General features: G+C 60.1%; 25 protein-coding genes and 1 other RNA gene. 11 read left to right on the top strand and 15 right to left on the bottom strand.

Annotation, left to right across the window (positions count from 1 at the left end):
* Positions 1-35 precede the first annotated feature (35 nt).
* The 3 genes from KQ933_RS16200 to tkt form a co-directional block, all read right to left on the bottom strand.
* Positions 36-536: a GNAT family N-acetyltransferase gene (locus KQ933_RS16200; RefSeq protein WP_216758926.1), complete on the bottom strand. Its 501-nt coding sequence runs from the start codon at positions 534-536 to the stop codon at positions 36-38.
* A 106-nt stretch (positions 537-642) separates the two neighbouring features.
* A complete protein-coding gene (gap, locus tag KQ933_RS16195) occupies positions 643-1,653 on the bottom strand; it encodes a type I glyceraldehyde-3-phosphate dehydrogenase (RefSeq protein WP_216755833.1) in 1,011 nt (336 codons plus the stop codon).
* Between the two features lie 65 nt (positions 1,654-1,718).
* Entirely contained in the window at positions 1,719-3,692 is a 1,974-nt protein-coding gene (gene tkt / locus KQ933_RS16190) for a transketolase (RefSeq protein WP_216755832.1), read from the bottom strand.
* 332 nt (positions 3,693-4,024) lie between these two features.
* Between tkt and KQ933_RS16185 the strand changes: the two genes are divergently transcribed.
* From KQ933_RS16185 to ssrS, 3 genes are all read left to right on the top strand, one after another.
* Positions 4,025-4,300 carry a DUF4164 domain-containing protein gene (locus KQ933_RS16185; RefSeq protein WP_007826550.1) on the top strand — a complete coding sequence of 92 codons (276 nt, stop codon included), beginning with the start codon at positions 4,025-4,027 and terminating at the stop codon, positions 4,298-4,300.
* Positions 4,301-4,315: 15 nt separating this feature from the next.
* A complete protein-coding gene (locus KQ933_RS16180) occupies positions 4,316-4,693 on the top strand; it encodes a cell division protein ZapA (protein WP_183735197.1) in 378 nt (125 codons plus the stop codon).
* Between the two features lie 59 nt (positions 4,694-4,752).
* Positions 4,753-4,912: non-coding RNA, 6S RNA (ssrS, locus tag KQ933_RS16175), on the top strand.
* A 111-nt stretch (positions 4,913-5,023) separates the two neighbouring features.
* Here the strand turns inward: ssrS and KQ933_RS16170 are convergent.
* On the bottom strand, positions 5,024-5,920 hold the full coding sequence (locus KQ933_RS16170; protein WP_216755831.1) for a LysR family transcriptional regulator: 897 nt from the start codon (positions 5,918-5,920) through the stop codon (positions 5,024-5,026).
* Positions 5,921-6,042: 122 nt separating this feature from the next.
* Between KQ933_RS16170 and KQ933_RS16165 the strand changes: the two genes are divergently transcribed.
* Both KQ933_RS16165 and KQ933_RS16160 read left to right on the top strand, forming a co-directional pair.
* Positions 6,043-7,236, top strand: coding sequence for an MFS transporter (locus KQ933_RS16165; protein ID WP_216755830.1), 1,194 nt, complete (start codon positions 6,043-6,045; stop codon positions 7,234-7,236).
* Positions 7,237-7,261: 25 nt separating this feature from the next.
* A complete protein-coding gene (locus KQ933_RS16160) occupies positions 7,262-8,092 on the top strand; it encodes an aldo/keto reductase (protein ID WP_216755829.1) in 831 nt (276 codons plus the stop codon).
* A gap of 62 nt (positions 8,093-8,154) precedes the next feature.
* Here KQ933_RS16160 and KQ933_RS16155 read toward each other — a convergent pair whose 3' ends face one another.
* The 3 genes from KQ933_RS16155 to KQ933_RS16145 all read right to left on the bottom strand — a co-directional run bounded on the left by KQ933_RS16155 (position 8,155) and on the right by KQ933_RS16145 (position 10,168).
* Positions 8,155-9,144 carry an NAD(P)-dependent oxidoreductase gene (locus tag KQ933_RS16155; protein WP_216755828.1) on the bottom strand — a complete coding sequence of 330 codons (990 nt, stop codon included), beginning with the start codon at positions 9,142-9,144 and terminating at the stop codon, positions 8,155-8,157.
* A 94-nt stretch (positions 9,145-9,238) separates the two neighbouring features.
* The gene (locus KQ933_RS16150) at positions 9,239-9,784 is read right to left on the bottom strand and encodes a helix-turn-helix transcriptional regulator (RefSeq protein ID WP_216755827.1); all 546 of its coding nucleotides are present in this window, start codon (positions 9,782-9,784) and stop codon (positions 9,239-9,241) included.
* A 51-nt stretch (positions 9,785-9,835) separates the two neighbouring features.
* Positions 9,836-10,168, bottom strand: a complete 333-nt coding sequence (locus KQ933_RS16145) for a helix-turn-helix transcriptional regulator (protein WP_216755826.1) — start codon at positions 10,166-10,168, stop codon at positions 9,836-9,838.
* Between the two features lie 56 nt (positions 10,169-10,224).
* On the opposite strand from KQ933_RS16145, the gene KQ933_RS16140 reads away from it, so the two are divergent.
* The 6 genes from KQ933_RS16140 to KQ933_RS16115 all read left to right on the top strand — a co-directional run bounded on the left by KQ933_RS16140 (position 10,225) and on the right by KQ933_RS16115 (position 18,756).
* Positions 10,225-10,707: an SRPBCC domain-containing protein gene (locus tag KQ933_RS16140; RefSeq protein WP_216755825.1), complete on the top strand. Its 483-nt coding sequence runs from the start codon at positions 10,225-10,227 to the stop codon at positions 10,705-10,707.
* Between the two features lie 10 nt (positions 10,708-10,717).
* Positions 10,718-11,071, top strand: coding sequence for a hypothetical protein (locus tag KQ933_RS16135; RefSeq protein ID WP_216755824.1), 354 nt, complete (start codon positions 10,718-10,720; stop codon positions 11,069-11,071).
* Between the two features lie 252 nt (positions 11,072-11,323).
* Positions 11,324-12,349, top strand: a complete 1,026-nt coding sequence (gene gnd, locus KQ933_RS16130; protein WP_216755823.1) for a phosphogluconate dehydrogenase (NAD(+)-dependent, decarboxylating) — start codon at positions 11,324-11,326, stop codon at positions 12,347-12,349.
* A 146-nt stretch (positions 12,350-12,495) separates the two neighbouring features.
* Positions 12,496-14,568, top strand: coding sequence for a mechanosensitive ion channel family protein (locus tag KQ933_RS16125; RefSeq protein ID WP_216755822.1), 2,073 nt, complete (start codon positions 12,496-12,498; stop codon positions 14,566-14,568).
* 202 nt (positions 14,569-14,770) lie between these two features.
* Positions 14,771-17,377 carry a bifunctional lysylphosphatidylglycerol flippase/synthetase MprF gene (mprF, locus tag KQ933_RS16120; protein WP_216755821.1) on the top strand — a complete coding sequence of 869 codons (2,607 nt, stop codon included), beginning with the start codon at positions 14,771-14,773 and terminating at the stop codon, positions 17,375-17,377.
* Positions 17,374-18,756, top strand: coding sequence for a virulence factor family protein (locus KQ933_RS16115; RefSeq protein WP_216755820.1), 1,383 nt, complete (start codon positions 17,374-17,376; stop codon positions 18,754-18,756). Before mprF ends, KQ933_RS16115 begins: the two co-directional genes overlap by 4 nt.
* Here the strand turns inward: KQ933_RS16115 and KQ933_RS16110 are convergent.
* The 8 genes from KQ933_RS16110 to ruvC form a co-directional block, all read right to left on the bottom strand.
* Positions 18,753-19,316 (bottom strand): DinB family protein, encoded by a 564-nt coding sequence (locus KQ933_RS16110; protein WP_216755819.1) that lies wholly within the window; start codon positions 19,314-19,316, stop codon positions 18,753-18,755. The genes KQ933_RS16115 and KQ933_RS16110 overlap by 4 nt on opposite strands.
* A gap of 108 nt (positions 19,317-19,424) precedes the next feature.
* On the bottom strand, positions 19,425-19,937 hold the full coding sequence (locus KQ933_RS16105; protein ID WP_216755818.1) for an NUDIX hydrolase: 513 nt from the start codon (positions 19,935-19,937) through the stop codon (positions 19,425-19,427).
* A gap of 4 nt (positions 19,938-19,941) precedes the next feature.
* Positions 19,942-20,844: a metallophosphoesterase gene (locus KQ933_RS16100; protein ID WP_216755817.1), complete on the bottom strand. Its 903-nt coding sequence runs from the start codon at positions 20,842-20,844 to the stop codon at positions 19,942-19,944.
* Positions 20,845-21,885, bottom strand: a complete 1,041-nt coding sequence (gene ruvB, locus KQ933_RS16095) for a Holliday junction branch migration DNA helicase RuvB (RefSeq protein WP_216758925.1) — start codon at positions 21,883-21,885, stop codon at positions 20,845-20,847.
* 67 nt (positions 21,886-21,952) lie between these two features.
* On the bottom strand, positions 21,953-22,567 hold the full coding sequence (ruvA, locus tag KQ933_RS16090; protein WP_216755816.1) for a Holliday junction branch migration protein RuvA: 615 nt from the start codon (positions 22,565-22,567) through the stop codon (positions 21,953-21,955).
* Between the two features lie 12 nt (positions 22,568-22,579).
* Entirely contained in the window at positions 22,580-22,999 is a 420-nt protein-coding gene (locus tag KQ933_RS16085; RefSeq protein WP_216755815.1) for a type II toxin-antitoxin system VapC family toxin, read from the bottom strand.
* Positions 22,977-23,237: an AbrB/MazE/SpoVT family DNA-binding domain-containing protein gene (locus KQ933_RS16080; protein WP_183805179.1), complete on the bottom strand. Its 261-nt coding sequence runs from the start codon at positions 23,235-23,237 to the stop codon at positions 22,977-22,979. The genes KQ933_RS16085 and KQ933_RS16080 overlap by 23 nt, the downstream gene beginning before the upstream one ends.
* Before the next feature lie 55 nt (positions 23,238-23,292).
* The gene (gene ruvC, locus KQ933_RS16075; RefSeq protein WP_216755814.1) at positions 23,293-23,802 is read right to left on the bottom strand and encodes a crossover junction endodeoxyribonuclease RuvC; all 510 of its coding nucleotides are present in this window, start codon (positions 23,800-23,802) and stop codon (positions 23,293-23,295) included.
* Positions 23,803-23,968 lie beyond the last annotated feature (166 nt).

Below are 23,968 nucleotides of genomic sequence, written 5' to 3'. Positions count from 1 at the left end.
TAGGCGGGCCGCCGCATTTTTTGTTTGCGAGGCGCCTAGAGGTCGCTCCGACCCTTCTGCACCTCATATTGCTTCTGAATTTTGTCCACCAGCGTACCATCCTTAAGCGGCACTTTCTCAATCGTGTTATAGGTGCGGAAGCCCATTTTTTCGTAATAGGCGAGACCGCCGGCATTGTCGGCGCGGATGGTTGCGTTGATGAACTCGATGTTGCGCTCTTTGGCAACGGCAAGAGTTGCCGCGAAAAGTGCGGTTCCAACGCCCGGTATCTTTGGGTTCTGCCGCGCGAAGGTCGCGATATCGGCCCAGCCCTTCGGCGGGTTTCCGTAGAGGCTCAGGGACTGAAAACCGGCGAGACCAGAACTGCTCTCGGCGACGTGGCATATCAGAGGCCATTCGCCTGTTATGAACCAATCGGCCAGTTCTTCCGGCGAAAGAGGGGTCTCGAGTGCGGTTGTGCCGCCGATTGCGATGATCTCGTTGAGAATCTCGGAAAGTTCCCGGGCGTCGGCCGGATCAGCCTTTCGAATATTCAGATGCACCATTTCCTGTTCTTTCGAGGCAACCCAGCGAAGGTTGCACACCGTTCCTCAAAACAAAACGGCCCGGTTTCCCGGGCCGTTTTTCAATCTGCCGTCAAGCTCAGATAAGCTTGGCGAAGGCCACAGCCGTGTCGGACATGCGGCTGGAGAAGCCCCATTCGTTGTCGTACCAGGACAGGACGCGCACGAAGTTGCCTTCCATGACCTTCGTCTGATCTGTCGCGAAGATCGAGGAGTGGCTGTCGTGGTTGAAGTCGCGGGAGACGAGCGGCTCATCAGTGTAGCCGAGGATGCCCTTCAGCTTGCCGTTTGCAGCAGCCTTGATCGCTTCGTTGATTTCGCCGACCGTGGTGGCCTTCTTGGCAACGAACTTGAAGTCAACGACAGAAACGTTCGGGGTCGGAACGCGGATCGAGGTGCCGTCGAGCTTGCCCTTGAGGTGCGGCAGAACGAGGCCGACGGCCTTTGCGGCGCCCGTTGAGGTCGGGATCATCGAGAGGGCGGCAGCGCGGGCGCGATACAGATCCTTGTGCATCGTGTCGAGCGTCGGCTGATCGCCGGTGTAAGAGTGGATGGTCGTCATGAAGCCGTGGTCGATGCCGACGGCGTCATCGAGAACCTTGACGACCGGCACCAGGCAGTTCGTGGTGCAGGACGCGTTGGAGATGACCAGGTGCTCCTTGGTGAGCTGGTCATGGTTGACGCCGAAGACGACCGTGAGGTCAGCGCCGTCGGCAGGAGCCGAAACGATGACGCGCTTGGCGCCTGCCGTCAGATGGGCCGCAGCCTTGTCGCGGGCGGTGAAGATGCCCGTGCATTCCATCGCAATATCGACGCCCAATTCCCGATGGGGAAGAGTTGCCGGATCCTTGATCGCGGTGACCTTGATCGGCTTGCCGCCGCCGACGATGATCGTATCACCTTCGACCTTCACTTCGGCCGGGAACTTGCCGTGGATGGAGTCGTAACGGAGCAGGTGAGCGTTGGTCTCGACGGGGCCGAGGTCGTTGATGGCGACGACTTCGATGTCGGTACGGCCGGATTCGACGATGGCGCGAAGAACGTTGCGGCCGATACGTCCGAAACCGTTGATGGCAACCTTGACTGTCATGTGCATTCACTCCCTAGAGGTGGGGCTTGCTGATAGTAATGAGGAAGTGCCCGTAGGCACTTCTATTAGAGCTTCGCTTCTGCGGCTGCAACAACGGCGTCAGCCGTAATGCCGAAATGTTCGAAGACCTTCTTTGCCGGGCCGGAAGCGCCGAAACCCTTCATGCCGACGAACGAGCCTTCCGGACCGATGAAGGCATCCCAGCCTTCACGGACGGCAGCTTCGACGGCAATCTTGACCGGCGAGTTGCCGATGACGTCCTTGCGGTAGGCATCCGGCTGCTCGAAGAAGAGTTCCGTGCAGGGAACGGAAACGACGCGGGTGCTGACACCCTTGCCTTCCAGCGTTGCGCGGGCGGCAACGGCCAGTTCCACTTCCGAGCCCGAGGCGAAGATCGTGACCTTGGCATCGGCATTGCCGGCGAGCGTATAGGCGCCGAGTTCGCAGAGGTTCTTCTGGTTATACTCGGTGCGGACGGTCGTCAGGTTCTGGCGGGTGAGAGCCAGCGCAGACGGATGATCCTTGCTCTTCATGGCGATCTGCCAGCATTCGGCCGTTTCGACGGCGTCTGCCGGACGGAAGACCCGCAGGTTCGGAACGGCGCGCAGGCCAGCGATCTGCTCGACCGGCTGGTGGGTCGGGCCGTCCTCGCCGACGCCGATCGAGTCATGCGTAAGCACGTGGATGACGCGAATGCCCATGAGGGCAGCGAGGCGGATCGGCGGGCGGCAATAATCCGAGAAGATCATAAAGCCGCCGCCGTAAGGAATAAGACCGCCATGCAGCGCGATACCGTTCATGGCAGATGCCATGCCGTGTTCGCGGATGCCCCAGTGCATGTAGCGTCCGGCAAAATCCGTCGGCGTGATCGAATGCATCTGGCTGGTCTTGGTATTGTTCGACGGAGTGAGGTCGGCAGAGCCGCCAAGCGTTTCCGGCACGAAGCCGTTGATAACTTCAAGCGCGTCTTCGGATGCCTTGCGGGAGGCGATCGTCGGCTTGGTTTCGGCGAGCTTCTTCTTGTAGTCGTCGATGGCTTTGTCGAAACCTTCCGGCAGGTCTCCGGCAAAACGGCGGGTGAACTCGGCCCTGGCCGGGGACTTGGAGAGCGTTTCTTCCCAAGCCTTGACGATATTGTCAGAGCGGGTGCCGGCTGCGCGCCATGCATCGAGGATGTCGGAGGGGATGACGAAAGGCTCGTATTCCCAGTTCAGCGCCTTGCGGGTGGCAGCGATTTCATCGGCGCCGAGCGGGTTGCCGTGAACCTTATGGGTGCCCTGCTTGTTCGGAGCGCCGAAGCCGATGACGGTCTTGCAGGCGATGAAGGTCGGGCGGTCCGACTTGTGGGCGGCTTCGATCGCTTCGGCGATCGCGGCCTGGTCGTGACCATCGATCTCGATCGTGTTCCAGTGAACGGCCTTGAAGCGGGCGATCTGGTCGGTCGAGTCAGACAGCGAGACGGCGCCGTCGATGGTGATCGAGTTGTTGTCCCAGAAGAGGATCAGCTTGTTCAGCTTGAGATGGCCGGCAAGAGCGATCGCCTCATGGCTGATGCCTTCCATCAGGCAGCCGTCGCCATTGATGACGTAGGTATAGTGATCCTGCAGTTCCGGACCGAATTCGTCGCGCAGCTTGCGCTCGGCGATCGCCATGCCGACGGCATTGGCAATGCCCTGACCAAGCGGGCCGGTGGTGGTTTCGATGCCGGTGGCATGACCGTATTCCGGATGGCCGGCGGTCTTGGAGCCGAGTTGACGGAACTGCTTCAGGTCCTCGACCGACATGTCCGGGTAGCCTGTCAAATAGAGCAGCGAGTAGAGCAGCATCGAGCCATGGCCGGCAGACAGCACGAAGCGGTCGCGGTTCGGCCAATGCGGCTTCTTGGGGTCGAAGCGGAGATATTTGGTGAAGAGGACCGTTGCCACATCAGCCATGCCCATCGGCATGCCAGGGTGGCCGGAATTCGCCTTTTCGACAGCATCCATGGAGAGGAATCGGATCGCATTCGCCATCCGATCGTTTTGTTCGCGTGAGGTCATGGCTTTTCCGCTGGTTCCAGGTTGGGGATGGCCTCGAGCCTGCCAAGACCATCAAAGAGAGCGGTCGAGACATAGCAGTTGGAACGGGCAAGTCAACAAACTGGAAGCCGTTTGGAGGCCGGGTGCGACGATTTTTGACATTTGACCGTCAAGTTTTACAAAAGACGAATTTTGTGTGACAAGCTTGTGTAAATCACTCATCCACAGAATAGGGCGGGCACGATCAGCCAGGCTTTATTGACGCGCTCCAGCCTAGCTGCATATCCTCTTGAAAATACAGGGTCGGCGGCAGGAGCCGATTCGCGGGTCTTGTGCGGGGAACCGGAAAAGACATGACGCCTAACGGCAAAACCATCGAAGCGGCGCTTACGGAGCTGAAACAGGCAATCTCAGGCCTTGAGAATGCAGTGGACATGCGTATCGAGCGCCAGCGCGAGCAAGGCGAGATCGAAGGCGAGGTTCGCCGTGTGCATGCCGATCGTTCGCGTCTTGCCCAGGAGCTCGACCAGGCCGAATTCCGCGCCAATCGTCTGGAAGAGGTCAACCGCGAGGTTTCGCGGCGGCTGGTGACGGCGATGGAAACGATCCGCGCGGTTCTTGACCGCTAAGAGGACTTGGAAGACATGGCGCAGGTAACGGTAACGATCGACGGCAAGGCCTATCGCATGGCCTGCGAAGAAGGGCAGGAAGAGCACCTGAGCGATCTTGCGACCCGTTTCGACCGTTACGTGGGCCATCTCAAAGGGCAGTTCGGCGAAATCGGCGATCTCAGGATCACAGTCATGGCCGGGATCATGGTGATGGACGAGATTTCCGAGCTAACGCGGCGCGTTGCCGGGCTGGAATCCGAACTGGAGACGCTGCGCAGCAACCGGGATACCGTGCTTGCCGCCACCGCCCGAACGGAGGAAGGCATTGCGGCTGCCCTTTCGGAAGTGACGAGCCACATTCAGGGCATTACTGACAAGCTCAACGGCCGCACACCCGCTGAACTCAATTAATTTGGGCCAGCACCGCTGCCCCACTGGTGCTGCGACATAAATGCACTTATATTCCGCGATGCGGTCTGCGCTTCTCGACAGGAACAAATGAATCCTCGGGGCCATACCCGATCCTTAGGGAGCTGTCCCTGTCCGGGCTCGTGGGTCTGGACATACGGCGCCCACCTACTTCAGTAGGCGCCCAGGATCGAAAGTTTCCACCGGCTGTGTGGATCGCACTTTAATCTCTTTACGGCGGGTTCTTCTGGAGCCATGTCGATATCTCCCGACAAGCCCTGCTTTCAATCGCCCTCCGGTTCTGTCCAGCCGGTGCGCTTTGTTATGCCCTATCTAGCGGATGTTCTTGACCAGGAAATCGATGAAGGCGCGGATGCGGGCCGCAAGATGTTCGTGACCGGGATAGACGGCGTGGATGAGTTCAATATCCTCGGGGTTATAGGCTTCCAACACGGGCACCAATGTTCCCGCGTCGATATCCGGCTGCACATGGAACTGACCGACGCGGGCGAGGCCAAGACCGGCGAGGCAAAGGCTGCGTGCGGTCGGCCCGTTATTGGTCTCGAGATTGCCGAAGACGGGTCTTGCGAAACGGTCTCCATTCTCAGGATTGCGGAATGGCCATTCTTCCGAGATCGAGCGAAAGCTGAAGGTCAGGCAATTGTGACGGTCGAGATCCTCGGGGTTTTCCGGCATGCCTTCCCGTTGCAGATAATCGGGTGAGGCGACGATGACGCGGCGGCTTTCGAGCAGCTTGCGCGCCTTCAGCGAGGAGTCGCGCAGGGCGCCGGAGCGGATGGCGATATCGGCACGCTCGCCGACGATGTCGATAATGCCATCGTTGAGCGCGAGGTCGAGATCGACTTCCGGATAGAGCTTCAGGAAATCCGGGACCAGCGGCACGATGTAGCGAACGCCAAAGGCGACTGATGTGCTGACGCGCAGGCGGCCGCGCGCCACCGTCGTGCCGCCTGCCGAGACGGCGCGCTCCGTTTCTTCGATATCCGAGAGGATGCGGCGGGAGCGTTCGAGATAGATTTCGCCTTCCGGTGTCAGCTGCAGGGCGCGGGTGGTGCGTACCAGAAGACGCGTGCCGAGACGATCCTCCAGCCGCGTGACGAGTTTGCTGACGGCTGAGGGTGAAAGCCTGAGCCTGCGGCCGGCTGCCGAGAAGCTCTGGAGCTCAGCCACCTGCACGAAGACATCCATCTCGCCGATGCGGTTATCCATCCGCCGCGTCCTGTCTTGAATTCAATTCACAACTGTTGAGCCATTATAGGCAATTATCGAGCAAGTGCGCCACGCCCATATTCCGGTCCGAACAAGAACCACATATTCATCGGGTCACTCTCATGCCACTTGCACTCTTTGCATTGACGATCGCGGCCTATGCGATTGGTACGACGGAATTCGTCATCGTCGGCCTGTTGCCGACGGTTGCCAATGATCTCCACATCACCCTGCCGCTCGCCGGCCTCATCGTCAGCGTCTATGCGCTGGGCGTCACCTTCGGCGCACCCATACTGACGGCGCTGACCGGGCGGATCGAGCGCAAGCCGCTCCTGCTTGGGCTGATGGCGCTCTTCATTATCGGCCACATCATCGCCGCGCTCAGTCCCGGTTATGAGGTGTTGCTGCTTGCCCGCGTCGTCTCGGCTTTTGCGCATGGCGTATTCTTCTCGGTCGGCTCGACGATCGCTGCCGATCTGGTGCCGGAAAACCGCCGGGCATCAGCCATCGCCATGATGTTCATGGGCTTGACGGTCGCCATCGTGACTGGCGTTCCGCTCGGCACTTTTATCGGCCAGACCTTCGGCTGGCGTACCACCTTTGCTGTCGTCGCCGGTCTCGGTATCGTTGCCTTTGCCGGCATCGCCTTGCTGCTGCCATCGAACCTAAAGAAGGCTCCACCAGCCAGCATCGGTGAGCAGATCCGCGTCCTTGCCACCGGTCGCTTGCTGCTCGTCTATGCAATGACCGCGCTCGGCTATGGCGGCACCTTCGTTGCCTTCACCTTCCTCGCGCCGATCCTCGAGCAGATCACCGGCTTTGCCTCCTCGGCCGTTGCCTTGATCCTGATGCTCTATGGTGTGGCGATTGCCATCGGCAATGTCGTCGGCGGACGTATCTCCAACCGCGATCCCGTCAAGGCGCTGACCTTCCTGTTCATCGCCCAGGCGCTCGTGCTGGTGCTCTTCGGCTTCACCGCGATTTCACCCTGGCTGACGATCCCGACGCTCGCAGTCCTCGGCTTCCTGTCCTTCGCCAACGTGCCGGGCCTGCAGCTCTATGTCGTGCAGCTCGCACGTGAGCTTCGACCGAATGCAGTCGATGTCGCCTCGGCGCTCAACATTGCCGCCTTCAATCTCGGCATTGCCTTGGGCGCCTGGATCGGTGGCCTGGTCGTCGAATCCCGCTTCGGGCTGGGTGCCACGCCCTTTGTCGCCGCAGCGCTTGTCGCTGTTGCCCTTGGTCTCACCATCAGGAGCGGGGCGCTCGACCGCCGCTCCACGCCTGCCGCGGCTGTTGCCGGCAGCGCCGCCTGATCTCTGCGCATTGAAAGGAAACAGCATGAAAACCGTCGGCGCCAATGGCGCCTCCATCCCCACCCTCGGCTTCGGCACGTTCCGCGTGCCGGGTCCTGATGCAGAACGCATGGTCTCGCATGTGCTTGCCGCTGGTTATCGCCACATCGATACTGCGCAGATCTATGGCAACGAGGCTGAGGTTGGAGACGGTATCCGCCGTTCCGGTGTCACCCGTGGTGATCTCTTCCTGACCACCAAGGTCTGGGTCGAGAACTACAAGCACGATGCCTTCGTTGCCTCGGTGGACGAGAGCCTGAAGAAGCTCAAGACCGACTATGTCGACCTGCTGCTTCTCCATTGGCCGAACGAAGCCGTGCCGCTTGCCGAGCAGATCGGTGCGCTGAACGAAGTCGCAAAAGCAGGCAAGGTGTGCCACATCGGTGTCTCGAACTTCAACACCGACCTGATGCGAGAGGCCGTCAAGCTCAGCAGCCTGCCTATCGCCACGAACCAGGTCGAATATCATCCCTATATCGACCAGACGCCGATCCTCCGCGCTGCGAGCCAGCTTGATATGTCGGTCACCGCCTACTATGCGATGGCCGACGGCAAGGTGCTGAAGGATCCAGTGTTACAGGAGATTGCGGCCAAGCACGGCAAGTCGATCGCCCAGATCGTGCTGCGCTGGATCGTGCAGCAGGATGTCATTGCGCTGTCCAAGACTGTCTCGGAAGAGCGGGCGAAGGAAAATGCGGCGATCTTCGATTTCGCGCTGACGGCCGATGAGATGGCGGCGATCCACGCGCTGGCGCGGGCCGATGGCCGTATTGTCAGTCCGCATGGATTGGCGCCGGTCTGGGACAAGGCCGCTTAAGGAAACGGGCGCTTCGGCGCCCATCTCGATTTCGGGCATGGCGCCGGTTTTGCCGTACCGGATCAGCGGCGCTGAAGCGGGTAAGGACCATCCTCGAAGGTTCGGTCGTGATAGCCCTTTGACCCGACGATGAGCGCGAGCGGGCTCCTCCATTCCTTGCCGTCACGCAGGCAATTGAGCACGTGGGCAAAGTCGTATTTTGGGTTCCAGCCGAGCTTTCGTCGGGCGAGCGTGTTGACATAGACACGATCGAACTGCTGGAACATGCTCCAGCCCCGCGCGGCATACAGTGCGGTCATGCCAGGGAACAGGCGTTCCACCGTCGCGGCCGCGTCACGGCGCAGGTCGGCGAGATCAGCCTTCGTAAAGGGCGCAGTCGCAGAAATGATATAGCGGCCGAAACCGATGGACTGCGCCTTGTCGAGTGCCAGCAGATGGGCGTCGACCACGTCCTCGATATCGATGCGGCGATGGAGCAACTCGTTGGCCTGGGCGTTTTCGGCGGAGTAGCGATTGCGGATATCGGGATCGTCGTCATCTTCGGGGAAGAAGCGCGAGGTTCTGAGAATGATGAGCGGCAGAGACATGGTGCGCGCGAAGAGTTCGCAGATGCCTTCGGCTGATATCTTCGTGACACCGTAGATATTGCGGGCGACGGGCAGCACATCCTCGGTGATCCAAGCGGCCGGTTCGCCTGCGGCTGGGCGCAGGGCCGCTCCGAAAGCACTAGTGGTGCTGGTGAAGACGAAGCTCTTCACACCGGCGGAAAGTGCCTGTTCGAGAAGGTTCAGCGTGCCCGAGACATTGGTGTCGATGAAATCCTGATTGCTGTGCGTTCCGATATGCGGTTTGTGCAGCGTTGCGGCATGGATAACGGCGGTGACGCCTGTCAGCGCAGGGCGGATAAAATCGGCATCGGTGATCGAGCCGGTCATATCGGTAAAAGGCGAGGGCTTGATATCGATGCCGCGCGCCTGACGGCCTTGATCTCTCAATGTCCGCATCAGTGCTTCGCCGAGATGGCCAGCGCTTCCCGTCACCAGTATCGTCATTCCATGTCTCCAGTCAGATGACGACGGACGCTACAAAGCCCGCTTCGGCGGAACAACGCATAATTTATGCATCAGGATGCAGGAATTCTGCAGCTCAGCCGACCGTCGTGACCAGCCGTGCCGCACTGCCGTCAGCGAGAAAGATGCGCTCCCACAGCACATGCCCTGCGGCGATGGGCAGGTGCGGATTGCCGTTTGGGCCTGTTTTTAGCATCAGCGAGTTCATTTCGCCCTCATGCCAGCCGAGGCCCGCGAGTTCTCCCTCCGACTTGATGATTTGCTCCGAAGCATAGGAAAACAGCGGCCTGCCCAGGAAATCGGAGAGCGGCAGGCCCCATTCGCCCTGCCGTGCATTGGAAGCGGCCAAAAGCCGGTGGGTGCGGTCGCAGATAAGGTGAACCTTGCTTCGGGAATCTTCGACCAGCCGTCTTAGGGCGGCATCTGCTGAGGATGACGGGGAAGCGAAGACGTTTTCCAGCCGCCTTGCCTGAATGGCTGTGACCGGCAAGATGCCGCGCTCCCAGCGGGAGACGGTCGCCTGGTTGACAGCGAGCAATTCGGCCAGATGCTCCTGCTTCATGTTGCGCAGCCGGCGCATGCGACGGATTGTCGATCCTGATATCGGCCCTGATATCGGCATGGCTCTTTTCCTTGCCCGTTATCGTAAAGTAGCGGCCCGTATCGCCGCAAGCTAGTGCGGCGGACTCTCGACGTCCCTCTTCAGCCGGTCGAGAATAGAGAGCGCATGCCCGGCATAGGCGCTGATCCAACGGTCGTGGATCTGCTTGATCGGCAGGCTGTTCAGATGGTTCCAGCGTTCCCGGCCTTCCTTCCTGGCAATCACGAGATCGGCTTCCTCAAGCACCCTCAGGTGCTGCATGACGGTGCAGCGGTCCATCTCGGGGAAGGCCTCGCAGAGGGCGCCTGTCGTGCGCGGCTCTTCCTTCAGAAGGTCGAGAATGTCGCGGCGGCAGCGATGCGCCAGCGCCTTGAAAATGGGGTCGTCATCCGATTCGCTTGACATGTTATGTTTTTATAACATAATTGCATCAGATACAACGGAGAAGAGGAGGAAGTCGCATGTCCCTCAATATTCGCGTTTCGGGCCGCATCGGCCGCCCGGTGGCCGATGTCTTCGATGCAGTGGTCAATCCGAAGAAGCTGTCGAGCTATTTCACCACGGTGGGCGGTGCCAGCGCGCCGCTGGCGCAGGGCACGACAGTAACCTGGTGGAAGGATGTGCCGGTCGAGGTGGTCGAGCTGGTGCCCGACAGCAAGATCGTGCTGCGCTGGGACGGGGCCACGGACGAAGAGAAAAAGCCGTACAAAACCCTCGTAGAGATGAATTTCAAACCGCTGGATGACGGTGGCACCATGGTGACCATTGCCGAAGACGGCTGGCGCGAGGATGAGCTGGGGCGGCGCGGAACCTATCAGAATCTCGAAGGCTGGACGCAGATGTTCTGCTGCATGAAGGCCTTCGTCGAATACGGCATCAATCTGCGAGAGGGCATGTTCCTCAGCGAGATGCGCGGCGAACAGGCAAGAGCGCCGGAAGGCTGAGGGGGAAGCCATGTCCGATCTTATCTATGGCGGCATTGACGTCGCGATGAAGGTTCCGCCTCATCGGTACGAGGCAACCGTCGCTTTCTACCGCGACGTGGTGCACTTGAAGGAAATCGAAGGGGACGATGTCTCCTTTGAATTGGGGCCGATCCGGCTCTGGATCGACAAGGTGCCGACCATGAGCCAGGCCGAGCTCTGGCTGGAATTCATGACGCCGGATTTCGACCGCGCTGCGGAGCATCTGGAGAAAGCCGGCGTTCCGCGCTGCGATCCCATCGAGCCGCTGCCCTCCAGCCTCCGCGGTGGCTGGATCCTCAATCCGGCTGGTATCGTGCATCTGGTGCGGGAGAGCCGCGGCTAACTGCAATCCAGAGAGCCATCGCGATGGTGCTGATGCCGCACCGAGCAGGCAGAAGATCATATAGCCGCCGACGAGGCGGCTATATACGTGTTGGACGCTTGGAATTACGCGCCAATGACGGCAGATTGTTAAGTGCGAAAGATACAGCCGTACAATAGAGGTATTCGCCTTTGTGACGGAGACTTTGCTTGCCTGTCACGATGCCGGTGCTAGTTTCCGGAATCATATCGATTAAATCCCAGGAGATTTCATATGCAGCTTGGTATGGTTGGTTTGGGCCGTATGGGTAATTACATGGTCCAGCGCTTGATGCGGGGCGGCCACGAATGCGTGGTCTATGATGCCAAGCCGGAAAGTGTCACCGAGCTTGTCGGCCTCGGCGCAGAGGGCAGCGCCTCTCTTGAAGAATTCGTCTCGAAGCTCGCCCGCCCGCGCGCCGTTTGGCTGATGCTGCCGGCTGCGATCACCGACAAGGTGATTGCCGCACTTCTTCCGCTGCTGCATGACGGCGATATCCTGATCGACGGCGGCAACTCCTATTATCACGATGACATCCGCCGCGGCGCGGAACTTATCACCAAGGGCATTCACTATGTGGACGTCGGCACCAGCGGCGGCGTCTTCGGCCTCGAGCGCGGCTATTGCCTGATGATCGGCGGCGAGAAGGGTATCGTGCAGCATCTGTCGCCGATCTTCGCAACGCTGGCACCGGGCAACGGCACCGCGGAAGCCTCGCCGAACCGCACACCGGAAGCTGCGGCTCTCAGCACTGCGGAGCAGGGCTTCCTGCATTGCGGCCCGCATGGCGCCGGCCATTTCGTCAAGATGGTGCATAACGGCATCGAATATGGCCTGATGGCTGCCTATGCCGAGGGCCTTAACATCCTGAAGCACGCTAATGTCGGTGCACTGACACATGAGGCCGATGCCGAGACGGCGCCGCTCTCCCATCCAGAATTCTACCAGTACGATTTCAATCTGCCGGAAATTGCCGAAGTCTGGCGCCGCGGCAGTGTCATCACCTCCTGGCTGCTCGACCTGACGGCCGATGCGCTGCACAAGGATCCGGTCCTTACCCAATATGCCGGCCGCGTTTCGGATTCCGGCGAAGGCCGCTGGACGATCATGGCCGCCATCGATGAAAGCGTGCCGACGCCGGTGCTCAGCGCCGCACTGCACGGCCGCTTCTCCTCGCGCGACCAGGACGAGTTCGCAAACAAGGTGCTTTCAGCCATGCGCGCCGGCTTCGGCGGCCATGCCGAAAAGCCGCACAAATAAGCGACGCATATTGATGCTTATATCAGCCGCCGGCCGGAAGGTCCGGTGGCTTTCTTTTTGCCGGTATTCAGCTAGACCATTTGTTCGGCTGGCATTTCCGCTGCAGCACTTGCATAAATGCCTGACGTACAAAACCGGAGGCGGGCATGGGGCGAATTTCTGCGATCGGCATCTGCGGCATCATGCTGTTGCTTTCTCTTTTCAGTGCCGTTTATGCGCAGACGCCGGCAGCTTCCACTGATGTTGCACCACCGCCTGCCCAAGTGCGGCAGATGATGGAGTTGATGCAGACGCCGGAGGTCAAGCGATGGATGGCGACGCAAATGGCGGCGCCGGCAGGTTCTGATGGCAATGACCAGGAAATGTCGATATTGTCCGACCGCCTTCAGCATGCCCGCCGACACATCGCCATGGTGTCCGGTGCGGCCATGACGCTGCCATCAGAAATCGCGCGGGCTTCATCGCTTCTTCTTGGCGAATTGAGAGCGGCGGGTCCACTTCGCATGGCCGCGCAGTTTCTCGCCATCCTCATCATCGGATTCATCGTCGAAATCCTGGTGCGGAGGGCCGTGCGTGAAAGGCGGGAGCGAGCAGCGGAGATGACCGGCACGCGGCTTGCCGCGCGCATCATTCCTGCCATCGTCTTCGGTCTCGCAACGGGGCTTGCATTGGTCAGCTTCAACTGGCCGCCGGTCAGCCAAAATATCGCGATCGCCATTGCCATCGCTGTCGTCGTGCAGCGTTTCGCCGTTTCCATCGGCGGTGTCATCGTCGATCTCGTCACCCTGTCGCGCGGCGAGGGCGAGACCGTTGCGGTTGACCCGGCCGTCGCGAAATTCTGGTTTCGGCGCTGCACGTTGTTCGTCATCTATTTCGTTTTCGGCTGGGTCGTTCTCCAAGCGATGGAGCCGCTCGGCTATTCGATGGCCACGCGTTATCTGGTCGGCTATGTGCTCGGTATTGGCCTCTTTTTGATTGCCACGGAGGCGGTCTGGTCGCGGCCGGGCAATGAAACGAGGCGCAGCCATGCGGTTACCTGGCTGTTGATCCTCTATTTCCTGCTGCTCTGGGGCATCTGGGTGCTGAGCTTCGATTGGCTGCTTTGGGTCTGCATCTATGTGCTGCTGCTGCCGAGAGTGCTTGCCGTCTCGACGCTTGCGGTCAAATCACTCCACAATGCCGAAGCGGGTTTTCTCGCCAAGCGCCGGATTGCGACCGTGTTGCTCGACCGCGGCGTGCGGGCTCTGATCATCGCCTTTGCGGCGATCTGGCTCGGGCGCATGCTCGGCGTCGAAACCGCCACGATGATGACGTCGAATGAAACGATGGTTGACCGGGTGGCGCGCGGCATCATCGGCGGTATCGTCATTTTGCTTGCAGCCGATCTGCTCTGGCATCTCGTCAAGGCCTATATCGACGGCAAGCTTCTGGATTCTCCTGTCGATGGCCCAATCGGCGACGAGGAGAAAGTCAAGCGCGCCCGTCTGCAGACGCTGCTGCCGATCTTCCGCAATATCCTCGCGGTCGTCATTGTCGTGATTGCCATCCTGATGGTGCTTTCGGGCCTCGGTATCGAGATCGGACCGCTGATCGCCGGCGCCGGCGTCGTCGGCGTTGCCGTCGGCTTCGGCGCGCAGACCATCGTCAAGGATGTCATCAGCGGCATGTTCTATCTGTGGGACGATGCTTTCCGCGTTGGCGAATATATCGAAAGCGGCAGCCACAAGGGCGTGGTCGAAGCTTTCAGCCTGCGTTCCGTAAAGCTTCGCCATCACCGCGGACCGCTGACGACGGTGCCTTTCGGCGAGCTTGGGGCGGTCAAGAACCTCAATCGCGATTGGACGATCGACAAGATCAGCCTGAACGTGACCTACGACACCGATCTCGTGAAGACGAAGAAGATCATCAAGCAGATCGGCCAGCAACTGCTCGATAACCCGGAGTGGGGTCCGAATATCATCGAAACGTTGAAGATGAAGGGTGTGGAGCAGTTCGGCGAGTTCGCAATCGAACTCCGCCTTTCTATGATGACCAAACCCGGCGAGCAGTTCGTTATCCGCCGCAATGCACTGGCGATGATCCGCAATGCCTTCAAGGAGAACGGCATCGAATTCGCCGTTCCGACCGTGCAAGTTTCGGGTGAGCGTGAGATTGAGGCGAACGTTGCCGCGGCGCGTTACGCGGCTCAAGCCCGTGCCGGGAGTGAGCCGGCGGCCTGATCTTCAAATGCAAGGCGAAGCTTACGAAATTGCAATGCGATCAAGCCTGTGCACTGCGCAAATTTGCCCCAATTGAGGATGAAGGAGGCGGCAAGTGCGCGGGTGTGGGTAGCCGCAACATGGTTCATAGAGCTTGCATGTTGCTTATGTTACGTCTCTCAAAAGAGATTCCCGCCAGATTGGCAATTGCAGCAGGTACGAGATGTCGGGTCACGGCAAGTTGGAAGAGAATTCAGAGACTGAAGAGGGCTTTTCCTTTGGCGCAGTTTTCCGGCGCTATCGCACTCCGCTGACGGCTCTTGCCACGCTCGTCATTTTTTGCCTTGTCGGCTACGCGATCATGCAGCTGACAGATGAAGTGCGCTATGACGACGTCGTCGAGGCCCTGGCGGAAACCCGGCTGAGTTCGATCCTGCTCGCCCTGTTCTTTACCGCGCTGAGCTTTCTGGCACTCGTCTTCTACGATCTCAACGCCATCGATTATATCGGCAAGCGGCTGCCTTTTCCGCATGTCGCGCTCACGGCCTTCAGCGCCTATGCGGTCGGCAACACTGCCGGTTTCGGCGCGCTGTCGGGTGGGGCGATCCGTTACCGCGCCTATACCCGGCTCGGACTTTCGCCTGAAGATATTGGCCGCGTCATCGCCTTCGTGACGCTGTCCTTCGGCCTTGGCCTTGCTGCTGTGGCGGCGATCGCGCTTCTCATCATCGCCGATGAGATCGCGCCGCTGATCAGTGTCAGCAGCCTGTGGCTTCGTATCATCGCGGCTGTCATCCTGGCGATTCTCGGTTCTCTCATGGTGCTCGGCCGCGAGGGCCGGGTGATCGAAATCGGGTCGATCGCACTTCGCCTGCCGGATTCGCGCACCTGGTCGCGTCAGTTCCTGGTGACTGCCTTCGATATCGCAGCCTCCGCCACGGTGCTTTACGTGCTCCTGCCGCAGACGGCGATCGGCTGGCCGGTGTTCCTGGCGGTTTATGCGATTGCCGTCGGGCTTGGCGTGCTGAGCCATGTGCCGGCGGGCCTCGGCGTTTTTGAGACAGTCATCATCGCTTCGCTCGGCAGCGCGGTGAATATCGATGCCGTTCTCGGCTCGCTGGTTCTCTATCGCCTAATCTATCACGTCTTGCCGCTGCTGATTGCCATCCTCGCGGTTTCGGCGACCGAGCTACGCCGCTTCGTGGATCATCCGGCCGCGTCCAGCGTGCGGCGCATCGGCGGGCGGCTGATGCCGCAGCTTCTTTCGGCGCTGACGCTGCTCCTGGGGGTCATGCTGATCTTTTCGAGCGTGACGCCGACGCCCGATCAGAACCTCGAATTCCTCTCCAACTATCTGCCGCTGCCGATGGTGGAAGGCGCGCATTTCCTCTCCAGTCTGCTCGGACTTGCGCTGGTCGTTGCCGCTCGCGGACTGGGCCAGCGGCTTGATGGTGCCTGGTGGGTGGCGGTGTTTTCCGCCGTCGCTGCCCTGACGCTCTCGCTGCTGAAGGCGATCGCCCTTGTCGAGGCAGCCTTCCTTGCCTTTCTGGTCTTCGGCCTGTTCGTCAGCCGCCGGCTCTTTACCCGTCATGCTTCGCTTCTCAACCAGGCGATGACGGCATCCTGGCTGATGGCGATTGCCGTGATCATCGTCGGTGCGGTTGTCATCCTGCTCTTCGTCTATCGCGACGTGGAATACAGCAACCAACTCTGGTGGCAGTTTGAATTCGCGGCGGAAGCGCCGCGCGGCCTGCGTGCTGTACTCGGCATCACCATCATTTCCTCGGCGATCGCCATTTTCAGCCTGCTGAGGCCGGCGACCTTCAAGCCGGAGCCGCCGAATGAGGAGGCGGTCCGCCGTGCGGTAGAGATCGTCGAGAAACAGGACAGTGCGGACGCCAATCTCGTGCGCATGGGGGATAAGTCCATCATGTTCTCGGAAAAGGGCGACGCCTTCATCATGTATGGCCGGCAGGGCCGGTCGTGGATCGCGCTGTTCGATCCGATCGGCGAGCATCATGCCGTGCAGGAGCTGGTCTGGCGTTTCGTGGAAGCGGCGCGCGCCGCAGGCTGCCGCGCAGTCTTCTACCAGATTTCGCCGGCGCTGCTTTCGCACTGCGCCGATGCTGGCCTGCGCGCTTTCAAGCTCGGCGAACTGGCGGTGGCCGATCTGCGCACCTTCGAGATGAAGGGCGGCAAATGGGCGAACCTGCGTCAGACCGCAAGCCGCGCGCAGCGCGACGGTTTGGAATTCGCCGTTGTCGAACCCGCCGATATCCCTGAAATCATCGGCGAGCTCTCCGCCGTTTCCAACGCCTGGCTCGAGCATCACAACGCCAAGGAGAAGGGCTTCTCACTCGGCGCCTTCGATCCGGACTATGTGACGTCGCAGCCGGTCGGCGTTCTCAAGAAAGACGGCCGGATCGTCGCCTTTGCCAATATCCTCGTCACCGCGGCGAAAGAGGAGGGGACGATCGACCTCATGCGTTTCTCGCCCGACGCGCCGAAGGGGGCGATGGACTTCCTGTTCGTGCAGATCATGGAATATCTGCGCGCCCAGGGCTTTAAGCATTTCAACCTCGGCATGGCGCCCCTCTCCGGCATGTCGAAACGCGAGGTGGCGCCCGTCTGGGATCGTATCGGCGGGACCGTCTTCGAACACGGCGAGCGCTTCTACAACTTCAAGGGGCTTCGTGCCTTCAAATCCAAGTTTCATCCGCACTGGCAACCGCGCTATCTTGCGGTTTCCGGAGGAGGCAATCCGATGATCGCATTGATGGATGCGACATTTCTGATTGGGGGCGGATTGAAAGGGGTAGTGAGAAAATGATGAAAAACATATTGTTTGCTGCTGCATGCGTCAGCATTCTCGCGGCCGCGCCGGCCTATGCTGCCGATGAAACCACCCAGAGTTTCGAAACGGGCCTGATCCCTTCGCCGCACATCTTCCTGCCGCAGGGCGAAGTGAAGGGTGCCGTCTTCCTGATTTCCGATGCGGCCGGCTGGGGTGACTACGAAAAGACCGAGGCTGACCGCCTGGTTTCGCAGGGCTCCGTCGTCATCGGCGTCGACTTTCCGTCCTATATGGAAGCGCTCAATCGCTACGACGTCAGCCTCAACGACGGCTGCATCTATACGGTTTCCGATATTGAATCGCTGAGCCAGCAGGTGCAGCGCGCCGCCGGCAACAGCCCCTATCACCTGCCTATCATTGCCGGCATCGGCGAGGGCGGCGCTCTGGCTTTGGCCATTGCCGCGCAGACGCCTGATGCGACGATAGGCCAGACATTCGCCGTCGATCCGCGTGCAGGTATTCCGCTTGCCAAGGTGCTTTGCACGCCCGCAGCAAGACAGGTGGTCGGCGATCGCAGCGTCTATGGGCTTACCGACGGCACTCTTCCGGACCCTGTTATCGCTACTTTCACGCCCAAGGCGGACAAGGATGGCCGCACTCATGTCGAGAATCTGAAGAAGGTCCACGATGCGATTGAAATCCGCGAATCGTCCGATGATGCGCAGACCGTATTTGCCGACACACTTGACGACCTGGTGACGGCTTCGGGCGCCTTCGACAATCCGCTCGGCCTGCCGCTTGCCGTTCTCGACACCATGCCGAACCTCGATACGATGGCGGTGATCTATTCCGGCGACGGTGGCTGGCGCGACATCGATAAGGAAGTGGGCGGCATGCTGCAGAAGGAAGGCATTCCGGTCGTCGGCATCGACTCGTTGCGCTATTTCTGGACGGAGCGGAAGCCGCAGGAAACGGCCGACGATCTTTCGCGCATCATCGAGTTTTACCGCAAGCAGTGGAAGGTGAAACATGTCCTGCTGATCGGCTACTCTTTCGGCGCGGATATCCTGCCAGCCACCTATCAGCTACTGAAACCGGCCGACAAGACGGCGGTGGCGCAGATTTCGCTTCTGTCGATGTCGCATCAGGTCGATTACGTCATCTCCGTCATGGGCTGGCTCGGCCAGAAGACTGAAGGTGCCGGCGGCGATCCCGTCAAGGATCTCAAGGGTGCCGATCCGAAGCTCGTCCAGTGCATATACGGTAAGGACGATGATGACGATGTGGCCTGCCCCGCCGTCAAGGATCTCGGCGGCGAGGTCATCGAACTGCCGGGCGATCATCACTTCGACGAGAATTATGATCTTTTGACCAAGACGATCATCGATGGCCTGAAGGCGCGCCTCAAGGGTTAGCGCATCAGCATCGCCTCGCTCCAGCCGAGAGCGGCGATCTCGCCGCCCCGGAACCTCGCATCGTCATCGACGATGAATTCGTCGAGTTGCGGCGGAGCGACGCTGCTGCCCGAGAGCATGGCATGCACCTGCCCGCGATGGTGAGTCTGATGCTGGAAGAGGTGGCTCAACACATCCTCCATGCGCTCCCGCTGGACGCGGCCGTTTCGCTGAAGCTTCATGATGGAGACAAGCTTCTCTGGCGTCAGCACTTCGCAGATGGCAACAAGGCGCTGATCGACCTTCGCTTGCTCCACGGAGAGCGATGGCAGGTCATCGAAGGGCTCTTCGACGTCGAAGGCGCGAAGGCCGAGGGTGCCGCCTTCGAGGCCATCGACATAGAACCAGTCGACCGTGAGGATGTGGTTCAACGTCGATTTGATCGACGGAAAAAAGCTTGTGCGCGTGGCTTCGAATTCACCCGGTTTGAGGGTCGCGCAGGCGGCAAGAAGCCGGTTGTTCGCCAAGGCGTTGTTATAGGCGAGCTTCCGGAACATGCGGCAGGGATCGAAACTCGGCATTGCGTCTTCTCCTCAGAGCCTTTCCTACGAAAGGCGAAAATGCTCCATCTCTTTGTTTTCAAGCAATTCCGGACGCAAAAACTGCTTCACACTTTTGCTGGAATAGCTTTAATCCTTGTCGTCGAGATCGCCGTCGCGCCATACCAGGTGGCGAGGTGAGGTGGGCAGGTTTTCGATCTCACCGGCAAGGAAATAGGGCGGAATATCGAGTGCCGTCAGAGCCTGAAATGTCGCGGGCACCCATTTGAATTCCAGATGGTTGTTGCCATCCTCCACCCGGTGAATGATCTCTTGCGTGCGGAAGGGGAAATCCTGGGGTATTTCCATGAGATAGTAGAAGCCGAGTTCGTGCCAGTCGCGCCCCTCGTAACGGAAGAAATTCTCGACGGTCCAGAGCAGACGGCTGACTGTGACCTCGACGCCCAGCTCTTCCATCATCTCCCGCTTCAGCGTTTCCTCGGAGGTTTCGCCGATCTCGGCACGGCCGCCGGGAAACGTCCAGAAAGGTTCGTGAACGGCGCGATGGACAAGCACATGCCCGTCGCGAAAGCCGAGTCCGGCAATGCGGTAGTTGAAGCGCTGGCTGCCTGCATTGAGGCGAACGACAGTTCTCTTGGGCATGATATTATCCGAGGTCGATAACCACTATCTCCGGCGGAATGCCGAAGCGCACGGGCGCGATGGAGCAGCCGAGCCCGCCGGAAACGATGACGTTCCGACCGTTTTCTACAATATGGCCATAGGCATAGCGATCGCCATAACGCGAAGGCACGATCGGCGAATAACCGAGAAGACGGATCTGTCCGCCATGCGTATGGCCGGAAAGAGTGAGCGACACACGTTCGGGCACGCGCGGAAAAATATCGGGCTCGTGGGCAAGCAAGACAACGGGCGCGTCGTCGGAAACCTGCGCGAGCGTTCCGTCGAGATCATCGAGACCCTGCATTCGGCTGCGGCCCCATTTCCTCCCCGGCAGGAGCGCCAGCTGGTCCTCCAGACCTGCCAGCCAAAAGCCATGTCCGTCCTTTTCCAGCCGGATGGCGCGATTGCTGTAGACGGAGATACCCGCTTCAGTCAAAGCTCTGTGTCCGAAGGTGTCGCCTCCACCATTCATCTGTGCGGTTCTGTCTTCCCACCAATCATGGTTGCCCATGATCGCATGAACGCCGAGCGGGGCCTTGAGCGTTGCCAGCGCCTTCGACCATTCACTGGAATGGACATAGCGCGTCACCATGTTCATGCCGGCCGCGTAGTCGCCGAGCAGGAGTGTGATATCACCTTCCAGCTCGTTGGCGCGGGCACAGATCGAAGCGATGCGGTCTTTGGACATCCAGGGTTCGCAGGCATGGAAATCGGCCAGTGTGACAAGGCGCAGCTTCAGGCCGGGAGTCCATCCCGGCGGGGTCAGCCTGTAGCGGGAAATTGCCAGCCGGGCCAGCGGTTCATAGGCGAAGGCATATCCGCCGAGTGCCATGAGGCCTGCAAAGCTGCCGCCCATGAGTTTAAGAAAGCCGCGCCGGCTGATCAATCAATCGTCCTCCCGGAACAGCCCGAACTGCGCAGCCTCCATATCCTTCGGCGGCTGCATGCCAAGATGTTTCCATGCGATTGCGGTCAGAACGCGGCCACGCGGGGTACGCTGGATGAAGCCCTGCTGGATCATGTAAGGCTCGATAATGTCCTCGATCGCGTCGCGTGGCTCGGAGAGGCCGGCGGCAATGGTTTCGATGCCGACCGGGCCGCCGCCGAAATTGACTGCGATCATGTTGAGGTAGCGCTTGTCGAGCTGGTCGAGGCCGACATTGTCGACCAGCAGGCGGGTCAGCGCCTCATCGGCGATCTCGCGGGTGACGGCTTCGGCCTTTGCGACTTCGGCGAAGTCGCGCACGCGGCGCAGCAGGCGGCCGGCGATACGCGGCGTGCCGCGGGCGCGCCGCGCAATCTCGCGGGCGCCGTCATCGGTCATGCCAAGGCCCATCAGGCGGGCGCCGCGGCGAACGATCAGCTCCAGTTCCTCCACCGTATAGAAGGAGAGGCGCACCGGAATGCCGAAACGGTCGCGCAGCGGCGTGGTCAGCAGGCCGAGGCGGGTGGTGGCGGCAACGAGCGTGAATTTCGACAGGTCGATCTTTACCGAGCGGGCGGCCGGGCCTTCGCCGATGATGAGGTCGAGTTGGAAGTCTTCCATCGCCGGATAGAGGATTTCCTCGACCGCCGGGTTGAGGCGGTGGATTTCGTCGATGAAGAGAACGTCACGCTCTTCGAGATTGGTCAGCAACGCGGCCAGATCTCCGGCCTTCGCAATGACGGGGCCTGAGGTGGAACGGAAATTGACGCCGAGTTCCTTCGCCATGATCTGCGCCAGCGTCGTCTTGCCGAGGCCCGGCGGACCGACGAAGAGAACATGGTCCAGCGCTTCACCGCGGTTCTTGGCGGCTTCGATGAAGATCTTGAGGTTGGCGCGCGCCTCCGCCTGGCCGGTGAATTCGTCCAGAGACTGTGGGCGCAGGGTGGTATCCAGGTCTTCGCCACGCTTTTCAGGCGTTATCAGGCGGGCATCCGTCATCAGGCATTTCCGTTCAAAGCTTGCTCAAGTCCATACACCAAGCGGCAGCCATTGACACCCTGCCGTGGCATCAACGCGAAAGTTCCCGCAGGCCGAGACGGATCAGCTTGGCGCTGTCTGCGTCCTCGCCGGCCGTCTTCATGGCAGCGGCAACCGCGTTGGCAGCCTGGTCTCGCGAATAGCCGAGATTGGTCAAGGCCGAGACGGCGTCAGCCACGGGAGCTGGAGCTACACCTTCGCCAATCTCCTGTTTGAGGCCGATATTGATCGCCTCGCCGGCAAAGGCAGGCGCCTTGTTCTTAAGTTCGGTGACGATGCGGATCGCGACCTTGGGGCCGACCCCCTGGGCGCGTGAGACGGCGGTCTTGTCCTGGAGGGCGATTGCATTGGCAAGTTCGGGAGGGGTCAGGGTCGAAAGGACGGCAAGCGCCACTTTCGCGCCGACGCCCTGCACGCTCTGCAGCAGGTTGAACCATTCGCGTTCGAGCTGCGTCTGGAAACCGAAGAGCTTGAGCTGGTCCTCACGCACATAAGTTTCGATGAAGAGCACACAGGCTTCTCCCACGGAACCGAGCTTCGAGAGCGTGCGCGACGAACAATAGGCGACGTAGCAGACGCCATGCACATCCACGAGCACATAATCGTCACCGATCTCGTCTATGGTGCCTTTCAGCTTGCCGATCATGATCTTGTTCCGTCAGGGATGAGTTTCAGGTGAAATAATATCGAGCGAAGGGAAATAGGAGCGGTAGCGGGACGCATCACGGGTCAGCAGGCGGTGCCGATGCCATTCCGCGTGGGCAGCAACCAAAAAATCGGGAAGCGTCCGTTCCCGCTGGCCACCCGCAGTCCGATAGTGACGATGAGCTTGCCCTGCACGGAAGGCTGCCTCGAAAGGCAAGTTCTCTCGTTCAAGATTAAGCCAGGCAAAGGCAAGCAGAAGCTTCTCCTCTGTCAGCGGTGCGGCGCCGAGCTCAGCCCAGACGACCGGGGTCAGCACCAGATTTCCCTCAGAGGCGCAACGTTTCAGCGCGTCAAGCGACCAATGGCGAAATGAGCTTTGCGGTCCCAAAATGTCGATGAGAATATTCGTGTCAATGACGGTCGAGATCTTCACGCGGACCTCTTAGCCATTCCATATATTCATCCGTCGTCATGCCATCGAGGTCCAGCAGTCCCTCTACGCTGGCAGCCCATTCCTCGAAGTTGCGAATCTGTAAGCTGTTTTCGTTGACCTTCACCAAAAGGGCTGCATCGTCTTTCGCGATAAACTCCACCTCAGATCCCGGGACGATTCCAAGTCTGTCGCGGATTTCCTTAGGGATGGTCACCTGGCCTTTTTCGGTCACGCGCATGGTAATACCTCTGCGGTAATACCTAGCTGTCGGCCCGGAACAAGTCAAGAACAAATCAGCCGGCGAGTGCCTGTCGCATCTTGTTTCCGCCGCGGTGATGGGCGTGGCAGATGGCGATCGCCAGGGCGTCGGCGGCGTCGTTGCCCTTGAACTCCGCCTTTGGCATCAGAATTTTCAGCATCATATGAATTTGCTGCTTATCGCCGTGGCCGACGCCGATGACAGTTTTCTTCACGGCGTTCGGCGCATATTCAGACACCGGGAGGCCGGCGCGGGCCGGCACCAGCATGGCGATGCCGCGAGCCTGGCCGAGCTTCAGGGTGGCCACCGCATCCTTGTTGACGAAGGTCTGTTCGACGGCGGCCTCATCCGGCTGGTAGGAATGGACCACATCGGCAAGGCCGTCATGCAGCTGGCAAAGGCGGGAAGCGAGGTCCATGTCGCCATCCGAAGTGACTGTTCCCGAGGCAACGAAGCGCAGAGAATTGCCGAGCGTATCGATGATGCCCCATCCGGTGCGGCGAAGGCCGGGATCGATACCGATGATGCGAATCGTGTTTTGCATGGTTCACCCTATAGCGATGGCGAAATAAGTGCCATTGATATGTGAACAAAGCAAAAACATACCTTGTTTTTGCGGGATCGCATTTACCGCGAATTAAACCGGATGCCTGAATTCTAATCCATCAAATGTGAGAGGGCTGACTTTCGCAAAGCTTAAGGCTTCCGAT

It is taken from the genome of Rhizobium sp. WYJ-E13 (genome assembly GCF_018987265.1).
GTDB lineage: Bacteria > Pseudomonadota > Alphaproteobacteria > Rhizobiales > Rhizobiaceae > Rhizobium.
Note: the sequence above shows the minus strand (reverse complement) of the source record. Positions and strands in the feature narration are given on the sequence as shown.

Bases quoted from the DNA above. Each gene is read 5' to 3' on its own strand.
- KQ933_RS16185 (WP_007826550.1), top strand. From the start codon at position 4,025: ATGACGCCTAACGGCAAAACCATCGAAGCGGCGCTTACGGAGCTGAAA.
- KQ933_RS16155 (WP_216755828.1), bottom strand. From the start codon at position 9,144: ATGACGATACTGGTGACGGGAAGCGCTGGCCATCTCGGCGAAGCACTG.
- KQ933_RS16115 (WP_216755820.1), top strand. From the start codon at position 17,374: ATGATGAAAAACATATTGTTTGCTGCTGCATGCGTCAGCATTCTCGCG.
- ruvA (WP_216755816.1), bottom strand. From the start codon at position 22,567: ATGATCGGCAAGCTGAAAGGCACCATAGACGAGATCGGTGACGATTAT.
- KQ933_RS16105 (WP_216755818.1), bottom strand. From the start codon at position 19,937: ATGCCCAAGAGAACTGTCGTTCGCCTCAATGCAGGCAGCCAGCGCTTC.
- gap (WP_216755833.1), bottom strand. From the start codon at position 1,653: ATGACAGTCAAGGTTGCCATCAACGGTTTCGGACGTATCGGCCGCAAC.
- KQ933_RS16165 (WP_216755830.1), top strand. From the start codon at position 6,043: ATGCCACTTGCACTCTTTGCATTGACGATCGCGGCCTATGCGATTGGT.
- KQ933_RS16180 (WP_183735197.1), top strand. From the start codon at position 4,316: ATGGCGCAGGTAACGGTAACGATCGACGGCAAGGCCTATCGCATGGCC.
- KQ933_RS16170 (WP_216755831.1), bottom strand. From the start codon at position 5,920: ATGGATAACCGCATCGGCGAGATGGATGTCTTCGTGCAGGTGGCTGAG.
- KQ933_RS16110 (WP_216755819.1), bottom strand. From the start codon at position 19,316: ATGCCGAGTTTCGATCCCTGCCGCATGTTCCGGAAGCTCGCCTATAAC.
- ruvC (WP_216755814.1), bottom strand. From the start codon at position 23,802: ATGCAAAACACGATTCGCATCATCGGTATCGATCCCGGCCTTCGCCGC.
- KQ933_RS16140 (WP_216755825.1), top strand. From the start codon at position 10,225: ATGTCCCTCAATATTCGCGTTTCGGGCCGCATCGGCCGCCCGGTGGCC.
- tkt (WP_216755832.1), bottom strand. From the start codon at position 3,692: ATGACCTCACGCGAACAAAACGATCGGATGGCGAATGCGATCCGATTC.
- KQ933_RS16080 (WP_183805179.1), bottom strand. From the start codon at position 23,237: ATGCGCGTGACCGAAAAAGGCCAGGTGACCATCCCTAAGGAAATCCGC.
- gnd (WP_216755823.1), top strand. From the start codon at position 11,324: ATGCAGCTTGGTATGGTTGGTTTGGGCCGTATGGGTAATTACATGGTC.
- KQ933_RS16150 (WP_216755827.1), bottom strand. From the start codon at position 9,784: ATGCCGATATCAGGGCCGATATCAGGATCGACAATCCGTCGCATGCGC.
- mprF (WP_216755821.1), top strand. From the start codon at position 14,771: ATGTCGGGTCACGGCAAGTTGGAAGAGAATTCAGAGACTGAAGAGGGC.
- KQ933_RS16135 (WP_216755824.1), top strand. From the start codon at position 10,718: ATGTCCGATCTTATCTATGGCGGCATTGACGTCGCGATGAAGGTTCCG.
- KQ933_RS16160 (WP_216755829.1), top strand. From the start codon at position 7,262: ATGAAAACCGTCGGCGCCAATGGCGCCTCCATCCCCACCCTCGGCTTC.
- KQ933_RS16125 (WP_216755822.1), top strand. From the start codon at position 12,496: ATGGGGCGAATTTCTGCGATCGGCATCTGCGGCATCATGCTGTTGCTT.
- KQ933_RS16145 (WP_216755826.1), bottom strand. From the start codon at position 10,168: ATGTCAAGCGAATCGGATGACGACCCCATTTTCAAGGCGCTGGCGCAT.